The sequence below is a fragment of the Ruegeria sp. CK2 genome, from assembly GCF_056536585.1.
In genome coordinates this window covers 26,226-47,288 of the sequence record NZ_JBQFPW010000017.1, presented here as the reverse complement: position 1 = coordinate 47,288, position 21,063 = coordinate 26,226, and the positions used below count along the sequence as shown (strand labels likewise).

Below are 21,063 nucleotides of genomic sequence, written 5' to 3'. Positions count from 1 at the left end.
CTGTCAGCAACAGTTATTCCAAGAGGTTATTCATGTACCGCTTAGCTATCGCCTTTGCCCTCATCTCGTCCCCTGTCCTGGCGCAGGTTGCAACGCAGGCCGGAACCGACGGTCAAAATGCACTGGGGACCGTGCCTTGCGCTGCCAAAGCAGGCGATCCGTTGCAAAGCTGTAACGCAGAACTGCGTCGACGCGATGACGGCACAGCGACACTGGCCGTGGCCATTGGAAATGGCGACGTGCGAAACATCTACTTCACTGACGGCGTGCCGGATTCCAGCAGCTCGACCTCACAGCTCACTTATGAGACCCGCGGCGATCTGCTGGTGATTTTCATCGAACCGGGTGAGGTTTATGAAATCCCCAGAGCGGCGCTGAACACTCAGTAAGCGTGCGGTTGCCCGTCATAGGTCTCAAAGCAACCCGTGGCATCCAAGGATAAGGCGTCAAAACGATCGATCAGACCTGTTGCAGCCTGATCGACATTGATGGCAGCAGCTGATCCACCCATATCCGTTTGTACCCAGCCCGGGTGATAGATGCCCACGGCGATCCCGTCATTTTTGAGATCGGCAGCCAAATTGCGCCCCAGATTCAAAGCCGCCGCCTTGGATGCACGGTAGATATAGCTCCCGCCTGGTGCGCGGGTATGCGATGCCATCTGCGAGGAAATAATCGCTATTTTTCCCTGCGCGGCGCGCAAGTTGGGCAGTAGGGACTGAACCGTCAGAAACACCCCCGTAACATTGACCGCAAAGCTTTCGGCCCACATATCTGCCGGATAGCCGTCGATGCTTTGGCCTTTGTCCAGATAAACACCGGCATTGCAGATCAACAGATCGATGGGTTGCCCCTTCAATTGTCCTGCCATAGCCGCTTGCAGTTCAGGGTTTGAGACGTCCAGCCGAACCTGTGCACTTTCATCGCGCGCTGTTCCTGTCACGTCGTCGCCGCGATCACGAAACCGATCTGCCAAGGCCAGCCCGATTCCACGATTGGCCCCGGTGATCACGATATGCATGGCTTAATTTGTCTTCCTACTGGGTACAAACGGAAGCGGAGCAACCGGCACGCCATCTTCCACCAATGCTTTGGCATCTTCGGGCTTGGCTTCACCATAGATTGCGCGATCAGGCGCTTCGCCCAGATGAATCTTACGCGCCTCACTGGCAAAATCCTTGCCGACGTAATCCGAGTTCTCTTCCACCTTGCGCCGCAGCTCGGCCAGAACTTTTTCAACGTCAGGCGCGGGTGTGGCCACAGCAATGTCGCCTGACGGCGGTGATGCAGGCTCGAGTTGGGTCTTTTCCGCACGCGCCGGGCGGACGCGCGGTGTCATGATGGCTTTTTCAACCTCATCCGACCCGCAAATCGCGCAGGTAACCATGCCCGCTGCTGCGAGTTTGTCGAAGGCTTCAGCCGATTGAAACCAACTGTCAAATGTATGGCCGTCAGTGCATTTTAATGCGTATTGAATCATAGTCTTTCCAAAACACCGGTTGGCGAATAGATACCGACCGGCTTGGCAATATCAAGACATCCTATTGTCTCATCAGTGCAAAAATTGGTTAAAACTTCGCAAGATGGCTGCAAGATCCGGTGATCGAACCTTTGATGCCGCTTTCTTAGGCGAGCACCATTTGCGACTGCGTTCCGTTTTTTCGGGATAACTCGATGCCAAAGAGCGCACATATAGTGGAAACACATCCACCACGCATAGTACGATCCCCTGACCTGGACGTTGCTTAAGATACGTGAACTGGCCCAGTTTGTCTGAACTGCATTTGCCCACTACTCCGGCCTCCTCCCATGCTTCCTTTGCTGCTGTTTCCGCTGGGGTCAGGCCGTTGATCAACCAGCCTTTGGGGACAATCCAGCGACGCGATCGTCTTGTGGTGATCAACAAAACCTCGGTGCGACCACGCTCGATCCTATAACACAAAGCGGCCGATTGCGGCAGAACAGGGCATTTCCTGTTCCCGCGCAGTGCATTTGGCAGAAGCCGTGCATTCATCGCGCCGACACGCCCTTCAATTGGATTCTTTACCTGTTTGCCGGGCCACTTTTGTTGTTCATATTTTGCGGCCGACTACACATTGCATACCATATGATGAGTTTATAGCCAAGTTCGGCCGCCTAAGCAGCTCTGGATCACATGCGGGAAGACAATTTTCGAACCAGTTCGTCATGTGGAATGTCGGCATCAATTGCCAAACGTCGCAGACCAAAATGAACATGGGCAATCTGTTGATAGTAGCGTGCGTAAACAAAATTGGTTCCGCCTCCGGCCAGCGCCCCCAAAACAGGGATGGATTGCGCCGCCAGTTTTTGCCCCAGTACAACTGAAAGCCGCGGTGCGACAGCAGCAATCAGCCTTTGCATCGCCGGGCCGGTCAGTGTGAGGCGCACAGAGAAAAAGCCCAAATCTGCGCCATCATCGTAAGACAACGGGCCAGCGGCGGACAAAACCCGAACACAATCGAACTTCACGTTTTCTTCTGCCGGATCAAATCCTTCGCGCGCAGCAGCACCCTGGATCGAGCGCAACAGCATGGTCGTTGTTGCAGGCAGTTCAACCAGGGCCGTGGAAACCCCACCCAAGCCCCCGGCCGCACCCATTGCGGTTGTTACAGCGGTGTTGACCCAGGGTTTTTGATCAGGAACCGCCCGTCGCGATCCCTGAGCTGCGTGAATGGCCGCCCACAACGCATGCTCAGTCGCCCCGGTCAGGCCTTGCCGCACCGGATCCGGCAATTGGTCGAGCAGCGATTCTGCTGACCCGCCCAGCTTGTTCAACAGTTTGACACCAGTTCCACCGGCCGAACGATAGTGATCCGCCAACCGGTCAAGCTCCGCCTCGGCATCCACTTTTTCGACAAGAACCATATCGTGCATCTGTGCCCTCCTGCCGGTTAAACATTGGCATTTAGCACCTTCGTTTCAATAGGTCATTGGGTCCAGCGCTTAACCGCACCGCGAACATCGGCCCAGACGCCGGGGATCAATTCCATGCCCAGAACACGGTCAGGGTTGGTCGGTGGTGGCATTTGAACCCCCTGCAACGGTATAAACCCAAATCGCTTGTAGTAGGGCGCATCCCCCACCAACATGACCCTTTGCCAGCCTTTGGCACGACCGGCCTCGACCCCGGCATGGATTAGATAACCACCCAAGCCTTCGCCTTGATGGGTAGGGTGAACGGCAACCGGGCCCAGCAGTAATGCATCATGTTCACCGACATGGACAGGCCAGAAGCGGATGGCACCAGCCAGAATGCCCTGCCCGTCGCGCGCGATCAGAGACAGGCCCGCCACAGCGGGCACATCATCGCGCAGGCGGTACGAGGACAGCGCCTCGCGCCCAGGGGCGAAGCACAGGTCATAGAGCGCTTCGACCTCCCACCAATCATCCGGCTCTTCCGGTCTGATCCTGAACTGCTGCAACCTGCCCTCTTTTCCTTACTGGAATTCGCCCTAGCACTTCGGTACGCCTTGGGCAAACGCTTGGAGATCAGATGTTCTATCGCCCCGAAGACGGTCACGGTTTGCCGCACAATCCGTTCAACGCCATTATCACGCCACGCCCGATTGGCTGGATCTCGTCCCGCGATGCGGATGGGGTCAATAACCTGGCACCGTATTCGTTTTTCAATGGGGTCGCCTACACACCACCGCAAGTGATGTTCGCATCTACCGGAACCAAGCACGATCAAGATGGCGGCAAGGACAGTATCGCCAATATCGAAGCAACAGGAGTGTTTTGCGTCAACGTCGTGGGATATGCCCATCGGGATGCGATGAATGCCAGCTCTGCGGGGGTGGCGAAGCATGTCGATGAGTTTGATCATGCCGGTCTGGTCCCCGTTGAATGCGAAACCATCCCCTGTGCCCGCATCCAAGGCGCCCCGGCGTCGTTGGAATGCAAGCTGACCCAGATCGTGACATTGCAGGGTGAGGCCAACCGGGTGGTTTTTGGGCAAGTGACCGGTGTGCATCTGCATGACGACCACATGCGCGACGGCAAATTCGACGTCACCTCGTTCCGGCCTCTGGCACGGTTGGGGTATCGGGACTATTCTGTAGTGAACGAGTTGTTCAGCCTTTCGAGGCCTGACGACTGATGCCGCTACCTGATCCCAAACGCCGGTACCCGATTACGCTGCCCGATGGCTCCGATCACAAGGGCACGGTCTTTCTATCGCAAGCGATAGATCATCCCTGTTTTGAGGCCGGGGCCTATAGCTATGCCTCGGATTTTGATGCGCCTGAGGATTGGGCCACGCGGCTCGCCCCCTACCTGTTTCCCTTTTCGCGGGAAAAGCTGGTGCTGGGCAAGTTCTGCCAGATCGCACATGGCGTCCGGTTCATCACCGCTTCGGCCAATCACGCTATGGACGGGCTGACCTGTTTTCCGTTTCAGGTCTTTGACCCGGACCACATGTCTGGGTTTCAACCCGATACACGCGATACGGTTGTCGGACATGACGTCTGGATTGGATATGGCGCACTGATTCTGCCAGGGGCGCAGATCGGCACTGGTGCAATCATCGGCGCTGGTTCAGTGGTACGGGGCGCTATTCCGCCCTATGCAATTGTCACCGGCAACCCGGCCGAGATAAGCAGGCTTCGGTTTGAAGATGATACAATTGACGCCCTGTTGGCACTTGAGTGGTGGGATTGGCCACCCGAGATCATCACCAAGGCCGAAAGTGCCTTGATGGCCGGGGATATTCGCGCCTTGGAAAACATCGCACCTAAGTAAAAGACGGCCAAATAGGCCGCCTTTCAAAACTCAGTGCCCGCCCAGAATGCCGGTTCTAACGGAATAGTCGACGGCCAACTCGTAATCCGGGTCATCGTCACTGTCGACCATCAGGTGCCCGGCCTTGTTCAGCAGCTTGTGGCAATCCCGACTGAGGTGTCGCAGCATGACGCGTTTGCCAGCAGCTTCATATTTACCCGCGATATTCTCGATCGCCTGCAAAGCCGATTGATCGACCACGCGGCTCGCCGCAAAATCAATAATGACGGTTTCAGGATCGTTTGATACGTTGAAGATTTCCAAAAAGCCTTCGGACGAGCCAAAGAACAGCGGGCCTTGGATCTCATATACTTTGGCACCCTTTTCGGTCTCGGATTCACGCGTGATCGCGTGGATGCGTTTCGCGTTGTTCCAGGCATAGGCCAGTGCCGAGACGATCACGCCAACCACTACAGCGACCGCGAGGTCCTCCATCACCGTCACAACAGTCACCAGAACGATCACAAAGGCATCGGTCAGCGGCACCTTGCGCATAATGTTGAACGAGTTCCAGGCGAAGGTGCCGATCACCACCATGAACATCACCCCAACCAGTGCGGCCAGCGGGATTTGTTCAATCAGCGCAGGAATTGAAACCGGCCCGAGGGGTGTATTAAAATCCAAAACGATAAAGATCAGCAGGAACACAGCCGCCGCGATCCCGGCGATCCGGGTCCGGCCGCCGGATTTCACGTTGATCATCGACTGGCCGATCATCGCGCAGCCACCCATGCCGCCAAAGAAACCGGTTACGATGTTCGACGCACCCTGCGCGATACATTCCTGCGACGCCCCACCCCGCTTACCGGTGATCTCACCTACAAGGTTCAGCGTCAGCAGCGATTCAATCAAGCCAATCGCGGCCAGAATGACGGCATATGGCAGGATGATCTCAAACGTTTGCCAGTTCAGTGGAACCATCGGGATGTGGAACATCGGCAATCCACCTTCGATTGAGGCCAGATCGCCAACACGCGGCACGTTCAGGCCAAAACCGATCACCAGCGCTGCGACAACGACGATCCCTGCCAGCGGTGCTGGAATAACGCGTGTGACGCGCGGCATCACCCAGATCACGGCCATGGTCAAACCGACAAGACCCAGCATGGTATATAGCTGCAAACCCGAAAGCCACTCACCCCCACTCATGCCATGACCGGTGTTTTCCATGGTGCCCGGGACTTTGAACTGCCCCATCTGGGCTAGAAAAATCACAATCGCCAGACCGTTCACAAAGCCCAGCATCACCGGATGCGGCACCAATCGGATGAACCGCCCCCAATGCATAGCGCCTGCGATGACTTGCAAAATACCCATCAAAACAACTGTCGCGAACAGGTACTCGACCCCGTGCTGCGCGACCAGCGCCACCATCACCACCGCCAGCGCCCCAGTCGCGCCCGAAATCATGCCCGGGCGGCCACCGATCAGTGCTGTAATCAGGCCCACCAGAAACGCCGCATAGAGGCCAACAAGTGGGTGGACGCCTGCGACGAAGGCAAAAGCAACCGCCTCGGGCACCAATGCCAAAGCCACAGTCAGGCCCGACAATAACTCGATCCGCAACCGCGATACGGTCAGGCCTTCGTCAGGCGACCAGCGCAGATCGGGAATGGCAAGGCGTTTGGCAAAGCTTGCCAGCATGGCTCGGGGCATCGGGTTGTCCTGTGGCTTGGGTCTGTTGGCGCGAAGGCGCCCTTGTACCTGTCATAGCCCCATCGGGATACCGCGCCAACCGGGATGCAGATATGCGCTCTACGCATAGCTATGCGTAGAGCGCCCCATGATCTTAAACCAATATCCGCTTCAAAGCCCAAAGCGAACTTATCCCAACACAGCGGCAAGCACTGACTGGATGTTCTTTAGCCTGTGACGAGCCATCAATTTTGTTGCGTTCTGCGTTCACTCCACCTTTCCTGACGCAACCCGCATGCAGGAGAAGTCAAACATGACGACCCGAAAGCTCTATCTCGGCCCTCTGACCGACAACAGACGTTGGGATATGGTCAACATCCGCCCGGACGATGTGCTCGTCGTGACCCCTCCGAAATGCGGAACCACCTGGATGCAAACCATTGTGTCCCTGCTGTTCTCCGGTGATCCAGAGGTCGAGACAGAGTTATCTGTGAAAATGCCATGGGTCGATATTCGTATCCGCGAGATGCCAGAGGTTGCTGATCGGCTCGAAGCCATGCAGCATCGGCGCAGCATGAAAAGCCACACGCCGATGGACGGGTTGCCGCTGGACAATAGGGCACAGTACATCTGCGTGTTTCGTCACCCCCTTGATGCGCATTTCTCGTTTCGCAAACACGTACGCAACATTCCGTTGCCGTGGTTTGATACATGGTACCCCGAGGATGATACTGACGGCATCACCTTTCGCCGTTTTTTGGATGGCGGAGCAGAAGGATTCGATGGGGATGCAATGCCACTCGCGCACATACTTCAGCATTACAAAGCTGCAATGGCCGTTGCCGATCGACCAAACGTGTCGCTCTTTCACTATGCCGACATGACCCGCGATCTGGCCAGTACCTTTGCCAGACTGGCCGACATATTGGACGTATCACATTCTGCCGCTGTTATGGACCAGTTGGTTCAGGCAGCAACCTTCAACAATATGAAAGCCAATGCTGTGCGTTTTGCTCCATCAGGCGGCAAAGGGTTCATGAAATCAGACTCAGCGTTTTTTCACAGCGGTACCAGCGGCAAGTGGCGCGGTAGGCTGACAGACAAAGACTTGGCCGCTTATGACGCGATCATGGAGGCACATCTTACGCGTGAAGATCGCGCGTGGTTGGAATATGGATCACACGGAACCGTGGCCTCGTGATCCATCTCAACCGCAGCCGATCACGCAAGACGGTGCAAGTGCCACTTGCCAAATGAGCAACTGAGCCGCAGATAGGTCTGAACGGATTCATCAAGCGGAGACGACACGTGACCCAAACTAAAATCGCCGTTATCGGAGGATCGGGTATCTATGACATCGACGGCCTGGAAAATGCCGAGTGGGTTACAGTTGAAACACCGTGGGGCGATCCGTCAGATCAGATTTTGACCGGATCGCTGAACGGGGTGGACATGGCCTTTCTGCCCCGCCATGGGCGCGGCCATGTGCATTCGCCAACCGAGGTGCCTTACCGCTCCAATATCGACGCGCTGAAGCGGCTGGGCGTGACGGATGTGATCTCGGTGTCTGCCTGCGGATCGTTTCGCGAACATATGGCGCCGGGGGATTTCGTGATCGTCGATCAGTTCATCGATCGCACTTTCGCGCGCGAAAAAAGTTTTTTTGGCACCGGGTGTGTGGCCCATGTCAGCGTCGCCCATCCCACCTGCCCGCGTCTGAGCGATGCGTGCGAAACAGCTGGCAAAGCCGCTGGGATCACCGTTCATCGCGGCGGCACCTACCTGGCAATGGAAGGCCCGCAGTTTTCCAGCCTTGCCGAATCCAAAATGTACCGTGAGCAGTGGGGATGTGATGTGATTGGCATGACCAACATGCCCGAAGCGAAACTCGCCCGCGAAGCAGAGCTTTGTTATGCTTCAGTCGCAATGGTCACAGATTTTGACAGCTGGCATCCCGACCACGGAGAGGTCGACGTCACCGCGATCATCGCGACGCTGACGGGGAACGCCGAGAAAGGTCGCGCCTTGGTCAAGGGATTGCCCTCCCTTTTAGGAGTTGAGCGCGCGCCCTGCCCCCATGGCTGCGACCGGGCATTGGAATACGCCATCCTGACCGCCCCAGAAAAACGCGACCCAGCATTGCTGGCCAAGTTGGATGCAGTGGCTGGGCGAATTCTGTAACCGCCCAGTTCAGCCACAGAGAATTCTGTGCGCCTATTCGATGCGCACCAATTCCCAATCCGCTTTTACGCGCGTCAGCCAACCAATCTTAAGGACCTGATGTTTCGGCGTCGGATTCACGCAGTGTGCGCCACAGTCTTTTGGAATGATACTGGAGCGTGACAATTGCACCAGTTCAGGCCGATCGGGACTGTCTGGTCGGAAATAAACCATGTCAACGATGTACACCGACTGATCGGGCATCCGCACGCGTTCAATCACCCGGTCCAGGCACTCGCGTTCGAGTTTCGAGTTCAGCTCAGCACTGCGGTAGATCTTGTTGTATTCCCAAACCACACGCGCATCGTCCAGATTCATGTTCGCGAGAATCTTCTCACCAACAAACTGCCCGACCTGAGAGATTGCGTCGTTAAAGCCCTTTCCCCACTCATTGATACCAGCAAACCTTACCGGCGCGATCGGGTAAGAGTCGGCCATGTGCAGTTTGCACAGTTTGATGGGAAAGAAATCGCCTGTGGAATGGTCAAACGCGTATGCGTCACCCGGATTGGGACTATCAAGTCGATGCGCCGGAATACTGTGTCGGTCATAGCGCAAATCAGCTTCGTCCGCATCCAGAATGAGCGGCGCACAGACCGCCACAACTGCGATCACACCAGCGACAGCAAGCAAGTAGCCCGCGCGGGATCGCACTGCTTCTCCAATACCAGACAAGTTCATTGCTGCACCGTTGGACAACACAGGTTGCCCCCGCAATCCGAATAACCGTTTGGGCATCCTTGGGCACTAACACTTACAGGAACGAGAAAAATAAGGAGCATAAGCCCCGCTGCAAACCACTTCATAAGAAATACTCCGACTAAAATAAGCTTCAATTTTAACATAAAACGCAGAAAAAAGCGACTCGCTGGCGATCTTACAGATCGAATCCGATGGCTGGTGGCGTTCCCCTCTGGATTGACTTTGAAACAGACCGTGTCTTAGCTGACGGAAATTGTCGTAGAATCCGGGAGTTGCACAAAATGTCTTTAGATCTCTGGCTTACATTTGTTGCGGCCTCGACTGCGCTTCTGCTGATCCCCGGACCAACCGTGTTATTGGTGCTTAGCTATGCTTTGTCCAAAGGGCGTAGCGTTGCGGTAGCATCGGCGACCGGGGTCGCAGTGGGCGACTTTGTGGCAATGACCGCGTCATTGCTGGGATTGGGTGCGCTGGTGCTGGCCTCGGCCACTTTGTTTTCCGTGCTGAAATGGGTCGGTGCGGCCTATCTGGTATGGCTGGGCATCAAATTGCTACGCAGCGCGCCGTCGGGCGGTCTAACGCCCGTTGAAACCGGGCAAGGCGTGACCGCCCGCAACGTCTTTGGCCATACCGCCGCCGTGACCGCGTTGAACCCAAAATCCATTGCTTTCTTCATTGCCTTCGTGCCGCAATTCCTGCGCCCTGCCGACCCGCTGGGCCCACAATTTGCCATCCTGATCGCGACGTTCGTCGGGCTGGCTTGGTTGAATGCGCTGGCCTATGCGCTGTTGGCCGATCGTTTGCGCCGGATGATCGGACGCGCGGGTGCCATCACGGCGATGACCCGGTTCGGCGGGCTGACGTTGATCGGGATGGGCGTCGCAACAGCTATCCTGCGCCGACCGGCCTGACACAGGGCGTTAATCCTCAGCGTTTTCTTTCATAAAACTGCGAATGAAGCGCCGGATTTCCCGCGCGGCCGAGGTATCCAGATTCTTGCAGAGATCTACAAATGCGTCACGCTCATCTTTGTCCAACCGCAAGACCAACTGACTGTTTTTCTTGGTAGATACCTTACCGTCTTTCTTTGCCACGCGCCTTGGTCCTGTCAACGACTTGATTCTTTTCTCTATGCATTGTATATACATAGCATAGAGAATGTAGATATCGGGCACCTAACAACAAAAATAGGATGATGGCAATGAATCTTAATGTCGCTCAGGCATTGCTTTTGCGCGACCAACGTAACTGGCGCAAACCCCACCTTTCGTGGCTGCCGGTCGCGCTGTATCGCTATTATGGATTGCCCAAAGCCCTGCCTGGTGGCCGCAAATAGCCCCACAAGGCATTCTTTTGTTGCATGACTGACCCCAATGGGCCAAACAGCCCCGCGTGTTTTGACGTAAAAGGGTTGGCTCATGTCCAGAAACAAGACGGTCAAAGACTATATCCGGACCATTGTCGATTTTCCGCATGAAGGGATCATGTTCCGCGATGTAACGACCCTGTTCGCCGACCCGCGCGGGTTTCGCGTTGCTATTGACCAGATGCTGCACCCTTATGCTGGTGAGCGTATCGACAAGGTGGTCGGCCTCGAAGCACGCGGGTTTATTTTGGGCGGAGCCATTGCGCATCAGTTAAGCGTCGGGTTTGTCCCGATCCGCAAAAAAGGCAAACTGCCCGGCACAACGATCAGCCAGGACTATAAACTGGAATATGGCGAAGCGATCGTTGAAATCCACGATGACGCGATCCAACCCGGAGAGAAGATTCTGGTGGTGGACGATCTGTTGGCCACCGGCGGCACCGCGGCCGCAGGGATCAAGCTGATCGAACGGCTGGGCGGCGAGATTATCTCATGCGCGTTCATCATCGACCTGCCGGAACTGGGTGGTCGTAAAGTGCTTGAGGATATGGGCATGGATGTCCATGTCCTGTGCGAATTTGAAGGGCTTTGACGCCTCTGATTTCACAAACTTGTGAGTGGATAATCGCGAAGCGGATGGCTTAGCGCGCTTTGACGCGACTTCAAGCATGAATACCGCTTTTGCCCGGTGATCTTATTGTGTGGTCGCTCCGTATCCCTGTTGATGCTGCATGAAGCATTTCAACTCAGGGAGACTACATCATGTTCCGCAAATTCGCCGTCGCCGGTGTCGCTTCGATCCTGTTCACTACCTCTGCCATGGCCGATGGTCACGGCAAGGACATCGTGGACACTGCCGTCGCAGCTGGCAGTTTTGAAACCCTCGTTGCCGCCGTTCAGGCCGCTGAATTGGTCGACACGCTTAAAGGCGAAGGCCCGTTCACCGTGTTTGCCCCCACCGATGATGCGTTTGCCGCGTTGCCGGAAGGGACTGTGGCCGATCTGCTGAAGCCAGAAAACAAGGATCAGCTGGTTGCTGTCCTGACCTATCATGTGGTCCCGGGCAAAGTGATGTCGGGGGATCTGTCCGACGACATGACCGCGGCCACCGTGCAGGGCGGTGACATCACCATCGATCTAGATTCGGGTGTGATGGTCAATGATGCAAACGTCGTTCAGGCTGATATCGAGACTTCGAATGGCGTGATCCACGTCATCGACAAAGTGATCCTGCCCAGTTCGTAACCGAACGTCCAAACACGGCTTGGTCTGACCAGGCCGTGTTCACCCTTTCAGCACAGCACCGGGATTCATGATGCCTTTGGGATCAAGTGCGGCCTTGATCGCTCGCATAGCGCTGAGCTTTGCAGGATCGCCGTAGTGCTCCAAATCAGATGTCTTCAGGCGCCCAATCCCATGTTCCGCGCTGACGGACCCATCGAACCTATCCGCAAGGTCATGCACAGCGGTTTTGACTAAGCTACGCTCCTTCTCATAATCCGACCGGTTCTGACCTTTAGGCGGGAACACGTTGTAGTGCAAATTCCCATCCCCCAAATGACCAAAGCAATTGATCCGGAACGGGCCAAGCGCGGCCACTACGTCTGCGCCTTGTCGGATGAATTCAGGGATTCTTGAGATCGGGACCGAGATATCGTGGCTCGATACCGATCCAATCAGACGATTGGCTTCGGGGATACGCTCTCGCACCGCCCACAGATCGGCCCGCTGTGCTTCGCTTTGGGCGATGACCCCATCGCTGACCAATCCTTGCGCTTCGGCATGTTCGAAAAGAGTTGTGAGCGCGTCGGCAGCCAACTGACCCTTCGGCAGCCCCAGTTCTATCAACACACACCATTCGGGTTTGACTTCAAAGGGTTGGCGGACATCCGGCAAGACCTCGGTCAGGAAATCAAGCCCCTGCCGGTGGAACAATTCGAACGTGCTGACGGTTTCTCCTACCTGATCTCGCGCGGCTGCAAGCAGATCGATTGCTGCCTCAGGTGACGGCACCTGAAACACCGCAGTTCCAGTTGCAGCTGGACGCGGGAAGAGTTTCAGCGCGGCGGCGGTTATGATCCCCAGCGTGCCTTCAGCCCCGATCAACAGGTTGCGCAGGTCGTACCCAGTGTTGTCCTTGCGCAAACGGCTGAGGCCATGCCAAATCTGACCGTCGGGCAGCACAGCTTCCAACCCAAGGCAAAGGTCGCGCGCGTTGCCATAGCGCAAGACATTGACCCCGCCCGCATTGGTGGACAGGTTACCTCCGATCCGACAGGACCCTTGCGCGGCCAAAGACAGCGGAAACAGGCGATCAGCCGTTCCGGCGGCATCTTGCACGTCGGACAGCACAGCACCCGCTTCGGCCACCAGAACGTTTTCGGTCGGATACACCGCCCGAATGGCCGTCATCCGTTCCAACGAAATCAGCAGTGGTGCCGGGCCTTGGGTCATTACCTGCCCGCCGACCAATCCAGTTCCGCCACCGTAGGGCACCACCGGCACCTGTGCCGCGGCGGCAAGGCGCACCAGCGCAGCAACGTCTTCCACGTTGCGCGGCAGGGCCAGCAGGCCGATATGGCCCACAAATCGGTTCCGAGGTTCGTCAAGGTAGCGGTCAGAGACCGGGCGTAAAATATCGCCACCCAGTTCTGTGCGGATCAGGGCAGCAACGCGGTCATCAGCAGGGTTCAAACTCATACCCCTTCCTTGCCCAACGCATGCCCCAACGACAAGCCCTATTCCAGCTCGATCAGATAGCGCGGCTCAAGCACCACGACGGTGGGCCGATCTGGTAAGTCGCTGAGTGACACAGTGATTTCTGAGACCCCTTTGCGTTCCACCGGGAAGTCGTTGCGGATGTCGACCAGGAATCGGTCCAGCGAAAATCCCGAAAACCAGTGCATCGGAATAATGACCGAGCTTTTTAGCCTCTTCAGTACCGAAATCATTTCCGGCAATGGCATGGTTGTGCCGCCATCCACCGCCGCCATCACCACGTCCAACCGCCCCAGAGCAGCGAATTGTTCATCCGACGGGACATGGTGCAAGTGGCCGAGATGTCCGATGCAAAGGCCTTCGACCTCGAACACAAAAATCGAATTACCGCGCTCCTCAATCCCGCCATAAACCGAACGGATATCCGTCGACACATTGCGCACTAGCATTTCGCCCAGATCGAGGTGATGTTCGATACCCTGCCCAAACTCACCCCAGCCCGGCAAAACATGCGGGATGGCCGGATCGGGATGCGCCGTCCAATGGGTATCATGAGCATGGTTCATGGTGACGATATCAGGGATCAGCGCCGCGCTGCCGATGAACCCTGTGAAATCTGTCACGGCATTCAGCCCACCCCGGGTCTGGATCAGAAAGGATGCATGGGCGATATAGCTGATCCGAACGGAATACTCTGGAACCGGGTCACTCCACGCTGCTTTGTGCAGATACTCGATCCCCGGTGCCGCATCAGCAATGGCAATACAATGGCTCGGCCGACGCTCCTGCGCCACTGCTCCACCCCCGATCACCATCAATACCGCAACGAACCACCGCATGAGCCAAGTGTAGCGCACAGCGTGTATAAGTCATGCCTCTTGTTCAACTGGCCAAAAATATCTCGGGGGAGACGCGACCCGCGTCGAAGGCAGCGCCCCTAGTAGCGTTCCCAAAATGCCTACCCTGCGTCTGTGCGGCCACGCCGGTCGGATCGTAGGCTGGCGTACAGAACATGCGTGCGCCACCGTCCGTTGATCTGCAAATACGACTGCGCCACGCCCTCGTATTTGAACCCAGAACTTTCCAGCAACCCGCGCGAAGCGGCGTTTTCAGGCAAACAGGCAGCCTCGATTCGGCTGAGGTCAAGGCGGGTGAAGGCGTGGTGCAACACGGCGCCAATGGCCTCACGCATGTATCCCTGACGGGCAAAGGATTGCCCCGTCCAATAGCCCAATGTCCCGGCCTGAGCCGGCCCACGGCGGACATTGTCCAACGTGATCGCCCCTAACAGAGCCTCATCGGATCGGCGGAACAAGAACAGCGGGATCGCTGTGCCGCCTGCGACAGAGCGCTGAGCCCAATAAACACGGTTGGTGAACGACTTGCGAGTCAGGTGATCCCTGGCCCAGATCGGCTCCCACGGAGTCAGATAATCTCTAGACGATCGCCGCAGCGCCGCCCATTCGTTGAAATCGGAATGCACGGGCGGGCGCAAGCTCAGGCGCTCGGTTTCGAGTTTCAGCTTGCGTCTGCCTAACAGCATCACGCCGCGCGCCTCTCCTGCAATTCAGCCAGCGTTGGCGCGCCCGAGACCGGGCCGTACAAAGCCAGCGCTGCCGGGGCCTGAACAGCCATATCTTCGGCAAAGGCGCGCACGTCTTCGGTGCAGACCGCGTTGATCTTGGACACCGTGTCTTCAAGCGAAGGCACCTGCCCCCAGATCTGAACCAGCCGCGCCAGCCGCTCGGCACGGTTTGACGGGCTTTCCAGCCCCATCAGCATTCCGGCTTTCATCTGGGCGCGGGCGCGGGCGACCTCTTCTTCCGTCATGTCTTCGGCGGCGCGCTTCATCTCATCGATGGTGATGTTGGCCAACTCGCTGATCTGATCGGCGGACGTTCCGGCATAGATCGTGGTCGTGCCCGTATCGGCATAGGCCCCGGTCTGAGCAAAGATCGTATAGCAAAGCCCACGCGTTTCACGGACTTCCTGGAACAGACGCGAAGACATGCCACCGCCCAGCGCTGTCGAATAAATCTGCGCCGTATAGATCGCATCGTCGCGATAGCCCGGGCTTTCCAGCGCCAAGGCGAAATGGGCCTGTTCCAGCTCTTTGTCCTGACGCGCTTCGCCCCCAGTGAACCGGGCGGCCTCGGCGATCAGGCCCTTGCGTGGCTGAAGGTGGCCGAACATCTCTTCGGCTGTTTTCATCAATACGTCATGATCCACTGCGCCTGCGGCAGACAAGATCATTTGGTCAGGGCCATAATGTTCCGCGACAAACCCCGACAGATCTTCTTTCGAAAACGCGCTGACCCGCTCAGTCGGGCCAAGAATAGTCCGGCCCAAAGGTTGGTCGTGATAGCTCTGCTCTTGCAGCCAGTCAAAGATCACATCGTCGGGCGTGTCATAGGCCTGGCCGATCTCTTGCAGGATTACGCCGCGTTCAACCTCAATCTCGCGCGGATCAAAGATCGGATTCAGAACGATGTCGCCGATCACATCCATCGCCAGCGAAACGTCGTCCTTCAAAACACGCGCATAGTAGGCCGTCACCTCGCGCGAGGTATAGGCGTTGATATAACCGCCCACATCCTCGATCGCTTCTGCGATTTGCAGTGCGGATCGACGCTCGGTTCCCTTGAACGCCATATGCTCAAGGAAATGGGCGATGCCGTTCTGTTCGATCCGCTCATTGCGCGCACCGGCGGTTACCCAGATGCCGATGGCTGCCGATTGCAGCCCCGGCATATGTTCACTGACGATACGAAATCCGTTCTTCAGTTGGTCTTGTCTGACAGTCACTCGGCGATATGCCCTTTGATATGATCCTCGAGGGCGCCCAGATCATTTGCAATGCGGGTCACCCGTTCCGGACGTTCATACAGATCAGACATGCGAGAGGGAAGAGGCGGATGTACGCCGCTGGCCTGCTCGACCGCAGCGGGGAATTTCGCGGGATGCGCGGTGGCCAGCGTGATCATTGGGACGTCAGCCGTGCGATGATCCTCGGCCACTTTGATCCCAACAGCGGTGTGTGGGCAAACCAGTTCTACGCTGTTAGCCAAGGTGGATTTGATTGTCGCAAGAGTCTCTTCTTCCGACACCCGTCCCGAGTCGAAACTCTCACTCAGGGCCTGCATCGCGCCCTGGCTGATGTTGAATCCGCCCTGTTTCAATTCGTCCATCAACTGCGCAACGGCGCTTCCGTCCTCGCCATAAGCATAAAACAGCGCGCGTTCAAAATTCGAGCTGACCTGAATATCCATCGAAGGGCTGATCGAGGGGATCGTGTCGCCCTTGAAATACCCGTGCCCCGACAAGCAGCGGTGCAAGATATCATTCTGGTTTGTCGCAACCACCAGACGGTCGATCGGCAGGCCCATGCGCTTAGCAAGGTAGCCTGCGAAGATATCCCCGAAGTTTCCGGTGGGCACGGTGAAACTGACCTTGCGATGCGGCGCACCCAGACTGGCGGCGGCAGAGAAATAATACACGATCTGCGCCAGAACCCGGGCGAAATTGATCGAGTTCACGCCGGCCAGTTTCACGCCATCGCGGAAGTCGAAGTCGTTGAACATGTCTTTCAGGGCAGCCTGACAATCGTCAAAATCGCCATCAACCGCCAGTGCATGTACGTTGCTGTCCGCGGGCGTCGTCATCTGACGGCGTTGCACCTCGGACACGCGGCCATGCGGATACAGAATGAACACGTCAACCGCGTCTAACCCCCGGAACGCCTCAATCGCGGCCGAGCCGGTGTCGCCACTCGTCGCGCCCACGATGGTCACGCGATCCCCGCGCCGCTTAAGCGCCACCTGAAACAGCTGACCAATCAACTGCATGGCGAAATCCTTGAAGGCCAATGTCGGTCCGTGAAACAGTTCCAGTAGAAAGTGGTTCTCATTCAGCTGTTTCAGCGGCGCCCGGGCGTCGTGACCGAAGCCCTTGTAAGCACGGGCGATGATCTCCTTGAACTCATCTTCAGCAAACGATCCCCTCACATAAGGCCACATCACCCGAAACGCGATGTCCTCATAAGGCAGACCAGCCAAAGCAGCGATGTCATCCCGCGACATCACCGGGAATTCGGCAGGCACATAGAGGCCGCCGTCGCGGGCCAACCCGGTCAGCATCGCGTCTTCAAAGCTCAGTTCGGGCGCTTGCCCACGGGTCGAGATGTATTTCATTGCGTTTCACTCTCAGACAGGGCGCGACTGCGCCACAGAAAATACCCAGTCATCGCGACCCAGACCAGGGCCAAACCAAACCAGGTCACCGCATATTGCAGGTGATCATTCGGTATGCCTGCGGTCAGCACAGGCAGTGGGGTGATGTCGGGGTCGGTTTGCGAGCGGGCGATCAGCAACACCGGCTCGGTTCCCAATTCACTGGCCAATGCAGGGACGTCGCGGGCAAACCAGATGTTTTCATCCATGTCCGGCGCGGGCGTGTAACCATCGATCTCATCCGGCCAATGCAGATTGCCGATGATCTCCATCTCGCCAAGCTGACGCAGGGTTGATTTGGCTGTGGTCGAGACAAAGCCACGGTCGATCATCAATGTACGCTCACCCGATTTGAACGGTGCAATGATACGATATCCGGGACCCACCTGCTTGACCGAGACCAGTACATGGATTTCCCCCCGCAGCATCTCTCCGGCCACAACAACCGGCAGATAACGATGCGTTGCGGGATCGATTAGGTCAGGCAGTCTTACCGGATCTCCTGAGATGCGGGTGTCGATATCTGCCAACAAACCCTCTTTCCAATGCAAACGTTGCACCTGCCATGCGCCAAGCGACAGCAGGATCGCCAAACCGGCAATTCCGAAGATCAGCAGGAACAGGATGCGGCGCATTTCGAACCCGTGTTTGTTGCAGTTAGGCGTCAGAACCGGCGCCTTGTTAAAGTCTGCGCAGACGTAAATGCAACCGCGCAATTGTATGGGGCGCAATCTTGCGCCCCGGATAGAGAAAAAGCCGCCCCTCAGGGCGGCTTTTGCAATTGGATAGCCTGACAGGCGCTACATCAACGGGGCCTGGCCCCAGATGTAGACAGCGAAGAAAAGGAACAGCCAAACAACGTCCACGAAGTGCCAGTACCAGGCTGCGGCTTCGAACCCGACATGCTTTTCTGGCGTAAAGTCCCCGCGCAGCGCCCGGATCAAACAAACCGACAGGAAGATCGTTCCGATAAGGACGTGGAAACCGTGGAAACCCGTTGCCATGAAGAAGTTCGAATAGAATTGATCATCGCCGAACTTCCAGCCCTCATGCGCCAGCAATTCGTAATACTCGAACGCCTGCAGCGCGGTGAACGCAACCCCAAGGACAATACCAATAGCCAGACCATTGATCAGCGCCTTGCGATCATTGTCATGCACCAGCGCATGGTGCGCCCAGGTGATGGCACAGCCTGACAGCAGCAGGACCAGCGTGTTGATCAAAGGTAGGTGGAACGGGTCGACCGCGTGAATATCCGGCTGGATGTATTCGGTGCCGGCATAGTCATACATCGGATACATGCGATGTTTGAAGAACGACCAGAACCAGGCAAAGAAGAACATCACCTCGGACATAACAAACAGGATGAAGCCGTAGCGCAGGCCGATGCGGACAACCGGCGTGTGATCCCCTTGACGGCTTTCAACCACAACCTCGGACCACCAGGCGAACATGGTATAAAGCACGGCAATCAGGCCCGCCCAGAACATCCACGGAGTGACTCCGTGCATCCACAGGACGGCTCCGAACAGCATCACAAATCCGCCAACGGCGCCAATCAGCGGCCAGATTGATGGGTTCAGAATATGGTAGTCATGGTCTTTAGCGTGTGCCATCAGCGTCCCTCACCTACAGGCGTTAGTTCGTTTTTTTATCGGACTGCGCGTCAAGGGCGGCATAGCCCTCGGGCAGGTCAATTTCGTAGAATGTATACGACAGAGTGATCGTATGCACATATTTGGCTTCAAGATCTTCGACGATTTCAGGATCGACGAAGAAACTTACCGGCATCTCAACCCGTTCCCCGGGTTGCAGCACCTGCTCTTCAAAGCAGAAGCAAGCAATTTTCTGAAAATACCCACCTGCAGAATAGGGCGCCACGTTATATGACGCTTGTCCAGCAATGGGGCGGTCGGTCGGGTTATGGGCCTCGTAAAAGGCTAATCCGGTTTCACCGATGCGGACCTCCATCTCGCGCGCAACCGGTTTGAATTCCCAGGCCATGTCCTTGGCTTTGGACGCATCGAAGCGCACTGTCACGGTCCGATCCAGAATGTCTTCGGGGGCGGCCTCAGCTACACCTGTTGTGCCACCAAACCCGGTGACGCGGCAGAACCAGTCATAGAAGGGCACAGATGCCCAAGCCAGGCCACCCATCAGAACAACCACACCCACCGTTTGCGCAACAGTCTTCTGAGGACCGGTCAGTGCCATTAGTTCTGAACCTCTTGCTGCGCCATTCCAAAATCGGTGCCCGAGACCTTGACGACGGTCAGGCCGAAAATGATGACGATGAACGCTGCCAACGTCAGCCCCACGCCCAGATTGCGCCCGAAACGGCGCTGATGCAGTTCGTGGCTTTTGCGCAAGCTCATGACCAACCTCCCAATCCGTAGGGTTTCAGCAACGCTTCAACCAGGATCGCGCCGAAATGAAGAAAGAGATAGAGCAATGACAGCTTGAAGAAAGACCGCTCGACCTTGAAGTTATCCGCTTCCGAGTCGGCTTCGGTCCGGCGCGAAATCTTCCAGGCACCGCTTAGGAACAGCGCATTCAGGATAAGGGCAACCGTCAGATACACGGGACCGCCAATATTGGAGAACGCAGTTCCAACGGCCAGTACCGCAAGCAGGACAGTGTAGATCAGGATATGCGTCCGGGTTGCACGTCGGCCATGCGTCACGGTCAGCATCGGCACGCCCGCATCGTCGTAATCCGACCGCATGAACAGCGCCAGCGCCCAGAAATGCGGTGGCGTCCACATGAAGGTCAGGGCAAACATCAACCACGGCTCAAGTGGCATCGAGCCTGTGGCTGCGACCCAGCCGATGACCGGCGGAAATGCCCCGGCAGCACCGCCAATCACGATGTTCTGCGGCGTCGAACGTTTCAGCCACATCGTATAGACGACAACATAGAAGAAAATCGTGAAAGCCAGAAACGCGCCGGCAATCCAATTGGTCGCCAGCCCCAGCATGATCACGGACAGGCCGGACAGCGCCAGCCCCAACGCCAGTGCTTCGCCTTCTTCAATCTTGCCGGAGGGGATCGGACGACCTTTGGTTCGTTTCATCACCTTGTCGATATCCGCGTCCCACCACATGTTCAGGGCACCCGAAGCACCGCCGCCTATCGCTATGAACAAAATAGCGCAGAACCCGACAAACGGATGAACCGGAACCGGCGCGGCCAGCAATCCGACCAGAGCCGTGAAGACAACAAGAGACATCACGCGCGGCTTCAGCAGGGCGAAGTAATCGCCAAAGCTGGCCTCGTCCGCGCGGGGCTGCGCGGCTACGGTGCTGGCATTGATGCTTGCGTCGGTCATTTCCGGTCCTTCTGGGGCGAAAGCTGCGCGAAACCCCGCACAGCTTGCATCTTAAGTCGGGTAGG

Annotated in this window: 27 protein-coding genes; 9 read left to right on the top strand and 18 right to left on the bottom strand. The window is 56.8% G+C overall.

The genetic code is table 11. The features are described 5' to 3' along the window. Window positions 1-32: 32 nt before the first annotated feature. Window positions 33-389, top strand: coding sequence for a hypothetical protein (locus tag ACR0BU_RS20895; RefSeq protein WP_480738747.1), 357 nt, complete (start codon window positions 33-35; stop codon window positions 387-389). Here ACR0BU_RS20895 and ACR0BU_RS20890 read toward each other — a convergent pair. From ACR0BU_RS20890 to ACR0BU_RS20870, 5 genes are all read right to left on the bottom strand, one after another. Next, on the bottom strand, window positions 383-1,021 hold the full coding sequence (locus ACR0BU_RS20890) for an SDR family NAD(P)-dependent oxidoreductase (RefSeq protein WP_480738745.1): 639 nt from the start codon (window positions 1,019-1,021) through the stop codon (window positions 383-385). The two genes, ACR0BU_RS20895 and ACR0BU_RS20890, sit on opposite strands and share 7 nt — an antisense overlap. A gap of 3 nt (window positions 1,022-1,024) precedes the next feature. Next, on the bottom strand, window positions 1,025-1,480 hold the full coding sequence (locus ACR0BU_RS20885) for a DUF1178 family protein (RefSeq protein ID WP_298937006.1): 456 nt from the start codon (window positions 1,478-1,480) through the stop codon (window positions 1,025-1,027). Window positions 1,481-1,552: 72 nt separating this feature from the next. Continuing rightward, window positions 1,553-2,014: an NUDIX hydrolase gene (locus tag ACR0BU_RS20880; protein WP_480738744.1), complete on the bottom strand. Its 462-nt coding sequence runs from the start codon at window positions 2,012-2,014 to the stop codon at window positions 1,553-1,555. A gap of 137 nt (window positions 2,015-2,151) precedes the next feature. After that, window positions 2,152-2,895 carry an EcsC family protein gene (locus ACR0BU_RS20875; protein ID WP_480738742.1) on the bottom strand — a complete coding sequence of 248 codons (744 nt, stop codon included), beginning with the start codon at window positions 2,893-2,895 and terminating at the stop codon, window positions 2,152-2,154. 53 nt (window positions 2,896-2,948) lie between these two features. Further along, on the bottom strand, window positions 2,949-3,443 hold the full coding sequence (locus tag ACR0BU_RS20870) for a GNAT family N-acetyltransferase (protein WP_480738741.1): 495 nt from the start codon (window positions 3,441-3,443) through the stop codon (window positions 2,949-2,951). A gap of 71 nt (window positions 3,444-3,514) precedes the next feature. On the opposite strand from ACR0BU_RS20870, the gene ACR0BU_RS20865 reads away from it, so the two are divergent. Both ACR0BU_RS20865 and ACR0BU_RS20860 read left to right on the top strand, forming a co-directional pair. Then, window positions 3,515-4,120 (top strand): flavin reductase family protein, encoded by a 606-nt coding sequence (locus ACR0BU_RS20865; RefSeq protein WP_299082767.1) that lies wholly within the window; start codon window positions 3,515-3,517, stop codon window positions 4,118-4,120. Next, window positions 4,120-4,761 (top strand): CatB-related O-acetyltransferase, encoded by a 642-nt coding sequence (locus ACR0BU_RS20860; protein WP_480738739.1) that lies wholly within the window; start codon window positions 4,120-4,122, stop codon window positions 4,759-4,761. The genes ACR0BU_RS20865 and ACR0BU_RS20860 overlap by 1 nt, the downstream gene beginning before the upstream one ends. Window positions 4,762-4,791: 30 nt before the next feature. On the opposite strand, the gene ACR0BU_RS20855 is transcribed toward ACR0BU_RS20860, so the two are convergent. Then, window positions 4,792-6,456, bottom strand: a complete 1,665-nt coding sequence (locus ACR0BU_RS20855; protein WP_480738738.1) for a SulP family inorganic anion transporter — start codon at window positions 6,454-6,456, stop codon at window positions 4,792-4,794. Window positions 6,457-6,748: 292 nt separating this feature from the next. On the opposite strand from ACR0BU_RS20855, the gene ACR0BU_RS20850 reads away from it, so the two are divergent. Together ACR0BU_RS20850 and ACR0BU_RS20845 are read left to right on the top strand one after the other, a co-directional pair. After that, window positions 6,749-7,636: a sulfotransferase domain-containing protein gene (locus ACR0BU_RS20850; protein ID WP_480738736.1), complete on the top strand. Its 888-nt coding sequence runs from the start codon at window positions 6,749-6,751 to the stop codon at window positions 7,634-7,636. A 107-nt stretch (window positions 7,637-7,743) separates the two neighbouring features. Further along, a complete protein-coding gene (locus ACR0BU_RS20845) occupies window positions 7,744-8,616 on the top strand; it encodes an S-methyl-5'-thioadenosine phosphorylase (RefSeq protein ID WP_480738735.1) in 873 nt (290 codons plus the stop codon). A gap of 33 nt (window positions 8,617-8,649) precedes the next feature. On the opposite strand, the gene ACR0BU_RS20840 is transcribed toward ACR0BU_RS20845, so the two are convergent. Further along, entirely contained in the window at window positions 8,650-9,393 is a 744-nt protein-coding gene (locus ACR0BU_RS20840) for a hypothetical protein (protein WP_298937015.1), read from the bottom strand. A gap of 245 nt (window positions 9,394-9,638) precedes the next feature. Between ACR0BU_RS20840 and ACR0BU_RS20835 the strand changes: the two genes are divergently transcribed. Further along, window positions 9,639-10,268, top strand: coding sequence for a LysE family translocator (locus ACR0BU_RS20835; protein ID WP_480738733.1), 630 nt, complete (start codon window positions 9,639-9,641; stop codon window positions 10,266-10,268). A gap of 9 nt (window positions 10,269-10,277) precedes the next feature. On the opposite strand, the gene ACR0BU_RS20830 is transcribed toward ACR0BU_RS20835, so the two are convergent. Continuing rightward, on the bottom strand, window positions 10,278-10,451 hold the full coding sequence (locus tag ACR0BU_RS20830; protein ID WP_298937017.1) for a hypothetical protein: 174 nt from the start codon (window positions 10,449-10,451) through the stop codon (window positions 10,278-10,280). A 107-nt stretch (window positions 10,452-10,558) separates the two neighbouring features. On the opposite strand from ACR0BU_RS20830, the gene ACR0BU_RS20825 reads away from it, so the two are divergent. The 3 genes from ACR0BU_RS20825 to ACR0BU_RS20815 all read left to right on the top strand — a co-directional run bounded on the left by ACR0BU_RS20825 (window position 10,559) and on the right by ACR0BU_RS20815 (window position 11,968). Next, window positions 10,559-10,693: a hypothetical protein gene (locus ACR0BU_RS20825; RefSeq protein WP_480738731.1), complete on the top strand. Its 135-nt coding sequence runs from the start codon at window positions 10,559-10,561 to the stop codon at window positions 10,691-10,693. A gap of 82 nt (window positions 10,694-10,775) precedes the next feature. Next, complete coding sequence (locus ACR0BU_RS20820; protein WP_298937019.1) at window positions 10,776-11,315, top strand: adenine phosphoribosyltransferase; 540 nt, start codon at window positions 10,776-10,778, stop codon at window positions 11,313-11,315. 170 nt (window positions 11,316-11,485) lie between these two features. Further along, window positions 11,486-11,968, top strand: coding sequence for a fasciclin domain-containing protein (locus tag ACR0BU_RS20815; protein ID WP_480738730.1), 483 nt, complete (start codon window positions 11,486-11,488; stop codon window positions 11,966-11,968). Between the two features lie 39 nt (window positions 11,969-12,007). Here ACR0BU_RS20815 and ACR0BU_RS20810 read toward each other — a convergent pair whose 3' ends face one another. The 10 genes from ACR0BU_RS20810 to cyoE form a co-directional block, all read right to left on the bottom strand. After that, on the bottom strand, window positions 12,008-13,423 hold the full coding sequence (locus tag ACR0BU_RS20810; protein ID WP_480738728.1) for an FAD-binding oxidoreductase: 1,416 nt from the start codon (window positions 13,421-13,423) through the stop codon (window positions 12,008-12,010). A 38-nt stretch (window positions 13,424-13,461) separates the two neighbouring features. Then, on the bottom strand, window positions 13,462-14,280 hold the full coding sequence (locus tag ACR0BU_RS20805; protein WP_480738726.1) for an MBL fold metallo-hydrolase: 819 nt from the start codon (window positions 14,278-14,280) through the stop codon (window positions 13,462-13,464). 119 nt (window positions 14,281-14,399) lie between these two features. Further along, on the bottom strand, window positions 14,400-14,984 hold the full coding sequence (locus ACR0BU_RS20800; protein ID WP_298937023.1) for a GNAT family N-acetyltransferase: 585 nt from the start codon (window positions 14,982-14,984) through the stop codon (window positions 14,400-14,402). Then, entirely contained in the window at window positions 14,984-16,246 is a 1,263-nt protein-coding gene (locus tag ACR0BU_RS20795; protein ID WP_480738724.1) for a M16 family metallopeptidase, read from the bottom strand. The genes ACR0BU_RS20800 and ACR0BU_RS20795 overlap by 1 nt, the downstream gene beginning before the upstream one ends. After that, window positions 16,243-17,631: a threonine synthase gene (gene thrC / locus ACR0BU_RS20790; RefSeq protein ID WP_480738723.1), complete on the bottom strand. Its 1,389-nt coding sequence runs from the start codon at window positions 17,629-17,631 to the stop codon at window positions 16,243-16,245. The genes ACR0BU_RS20795 and thrC overlap by 4 nt, the downstream gene beginning before the upstream one ends. Continuing rightward, a complete protein-coding gene (locus ACR0BU_RS20785; protein WP_480738721.1) occupies window positions 17,628-18,305 on the bottom strand; it encodes an SURF1 family protein in 678 nt (225 codons plus the stop codon). The genes thrC and ACR0BU_RS20785 overlap by 4 nt, the downstream gene beginning before the upstream one ends. A 165-nt stretch (window positions 18,306-18,470) precedes the next feature. Further along, window positions 18,471-19,286 (bottom strand): cytochrome c oxidase subunit 3, encoded by an 816-nt coding sequence (locus ACR0BU_RS20780; protein ID WP_120633428.1) that lies wholly within the window; start codon window positions 19,284-19,286, stop codon window positions 18,471-18,473. Window positions 19,287-19,308: 22 nt separating this feature from the next. Then, complete coding sequence (locus ACR0BU_RS20775) at window positions 19,309-19,884, bottom strand: cytochrome c oxidase assembly protein (protein ID WP_480738720.1); 576 nt, start codon at window positions 19,882-19,884, stop codon at window positions 19,309-19,311. Beyond that, window positions 19,884-20,045 (bottom strand): hypothetical protein, encoded by a 162-nt coding sequence (locus ACR0BU_RS20770; protein WP_298937028.1) that lies wholly within the window; start codon window positions 20,043-20,045, stop codon window positions 19,884-19,886. The genes ACR0BU_RS20775 and ACR0BU_RS20770 overlap by 1 nt, the downstream gene beginning before the upstream one ends. After that, on the bottom strand, window positions 20,042-20,998 hold the full coding sequence (cyoE, locus tag ACR0BU_RS20765; RefSeq protein ID WP_480738719.1) for a heme o synthase: 957 nt from the start codon (window positions 20,996-20,998) through the stop codon (window positions 20,042-20,044). Before cyoE ends, ACR0BU_RS20770 begins: the two co-directional genes overlap by 4 nt. Window positions 20,999-21,063 lie beyond the last annotated feature (65 nt).

Coding starts and splice junctions, on each gene's coding strand:
- ACR0BU_RS20820 (WP_298937019.1), top strand. CDS start 10,776: ATGTCCAGAAACAAGACGGTCAAAGACTATATCCGGACCATTGTCGAT.
- ACR0BU_RS20895 (WP_480738747.1), top strand. CDS start 33: ATGTACCGCTTAGCTATCGCCTTTGCCCTCATCTCGTCCCCTGTCCTG.
- ACR0BU_RS20770 (WP_298937028.1), bottom strand. CDS start 20,045: ATGAGCTTGCGCAAAAGCCACGAACTGCATCAGCGCCGTTTCGGGCGC.
- ACR0BU_RS20850 (WP_480738736.1), top strand. CDS start 6,749: ATGACGACCCGAAAGCTCTATCTCGGCCCTCTGACCGACAACAGACGT.
- ACR0BU_RS20855 (WP_480738738.1), bottom strand. CDS start 6,456: ATGCCCCGAGCCATGCTGGCAAGCTTTGCCAAACGCCTTGCCATTCCC.
- cyoE (WP_480738719.1), bottom strand. CDS start 20,998: ATGACCGACGCAAGCATCAATGCCAGCACCGTAGCCGCGCAGCCCCGC.
- ACR0BU_RS20835 (WP_480738733.1), top strand. CDS start 9,639: ATGTCTTTAGATCTCTGGCTTACATTTGTTGCGGCCTCGACTGCGCTT.
- ACR0BU_RS20880 (WP_480738744.1), bottom strand. CDS start 2,014: ATGAATGCACGGCTTCTGCCAAATGCACTGCGCGGGAACAGGAAATGC.
- ACR0BU_RS20875 (WP_480738742.1), bottom strand. CDS start 2,895: ATGCACGATATGGTTCTTGTCGAAAAAGTGGATGCCGAGGCGGAGCTT.
- ACR0BU_RS20815 (WP_480738730.1), top strand. CDS start 11,486: ATGTTCCGCAAATTCGCCGTCGCCGGTGTCGCTTCGATCCTGTTCACT.
- ACR0BU_RS20785 (WP_480738721.1), bottom strand. CDS start 18,305: ATGCGCCGCATCCTGTTCCTGCTGATCTTCGGAATTGCCGGTTTGGCG.
- ACR0BU_RS20780 (WP_120633428.1), bottom strand. CDS start 19,286: ATGGCACACGCTAAAGACCATGACTACCATATTCTGAACCCATCAATC.
- ACR0BU_RS20890 (WP_480738745.1), bottom strand. CDS start 1,021: ATGCATATCGTGATCACCGGGGCCAATCGTGGAATCGGGCTGGCCTTG.
- ACR0BU_RS20775 (WP_480738720.1), bottom strand. CDS start 19,884: ATGGCACTGACCGGTCCTCAGAAGACTGTTGCGCAAACGGTGGGTGTG.
- ACR0BU_RS20800 (WP_298937023.1), bottom strand. CDS start 14,984: ATGCTGTTAGGCAGACGCAAGCTGAAACTCGAAACCGAGCGCCTGAGC.
- ACR0BU_RS20885 (WP_298937006.1), bottom strand. CDS start 1,480: ATGATTCAATACGCATTAAAATGCACTGACGGCCATACATTTGACAGT.
- ACR0BU_RS20825 (WP_480738731.1), top strand. CDS start 10,559: ATGAATCTTAATGTCGCTCAGGCATTGCTTTTGCGCGACCAACGTAAC.
- ACR0BU_RS20865 (WP_299082767.1), top strand. CDS start 3,515: ATGTTCTATCGCCCCGAAGACGGTCACGGTTTGCCGCACAATCCGTTC.
- ACR0BU_RS20805 (WP_480738726.1), bottom strand. CDS start 14,280: ATGCGGTGGTTCGTTGCGGTATTGATGGTGATCGGGGGTGGAGCAGTG.
- ACR0BU_RS20840 (WP_298937015.1), bottom strand. CDS start 9,393: ATGCCCAAACGGTTATTCGGATTGCGGGGGCAACCTGTGTTGTCCAAC.
- ACR0BU_RS20860 (WP_480738739.1), top strand. CDS start 4,120: ATGCCGCTACCTGATCCCAAACGCCGGTACCCGATTACGCTGCCCGAT.
- ACR0BU_RS20810 (WP_480738728.1), bottom strand. CDS start 13,423: ATGAGTTTGAACCCTGCTGATGACCGCGTTGCTGCCCTGATCCGCACA.
- thrC (WP_480738723.1), bottom strand. CDS start 17,631: ATGAAATACATCTCGACCCGTGGGCAAGCGCCCGAACTGAGCTTTGAA.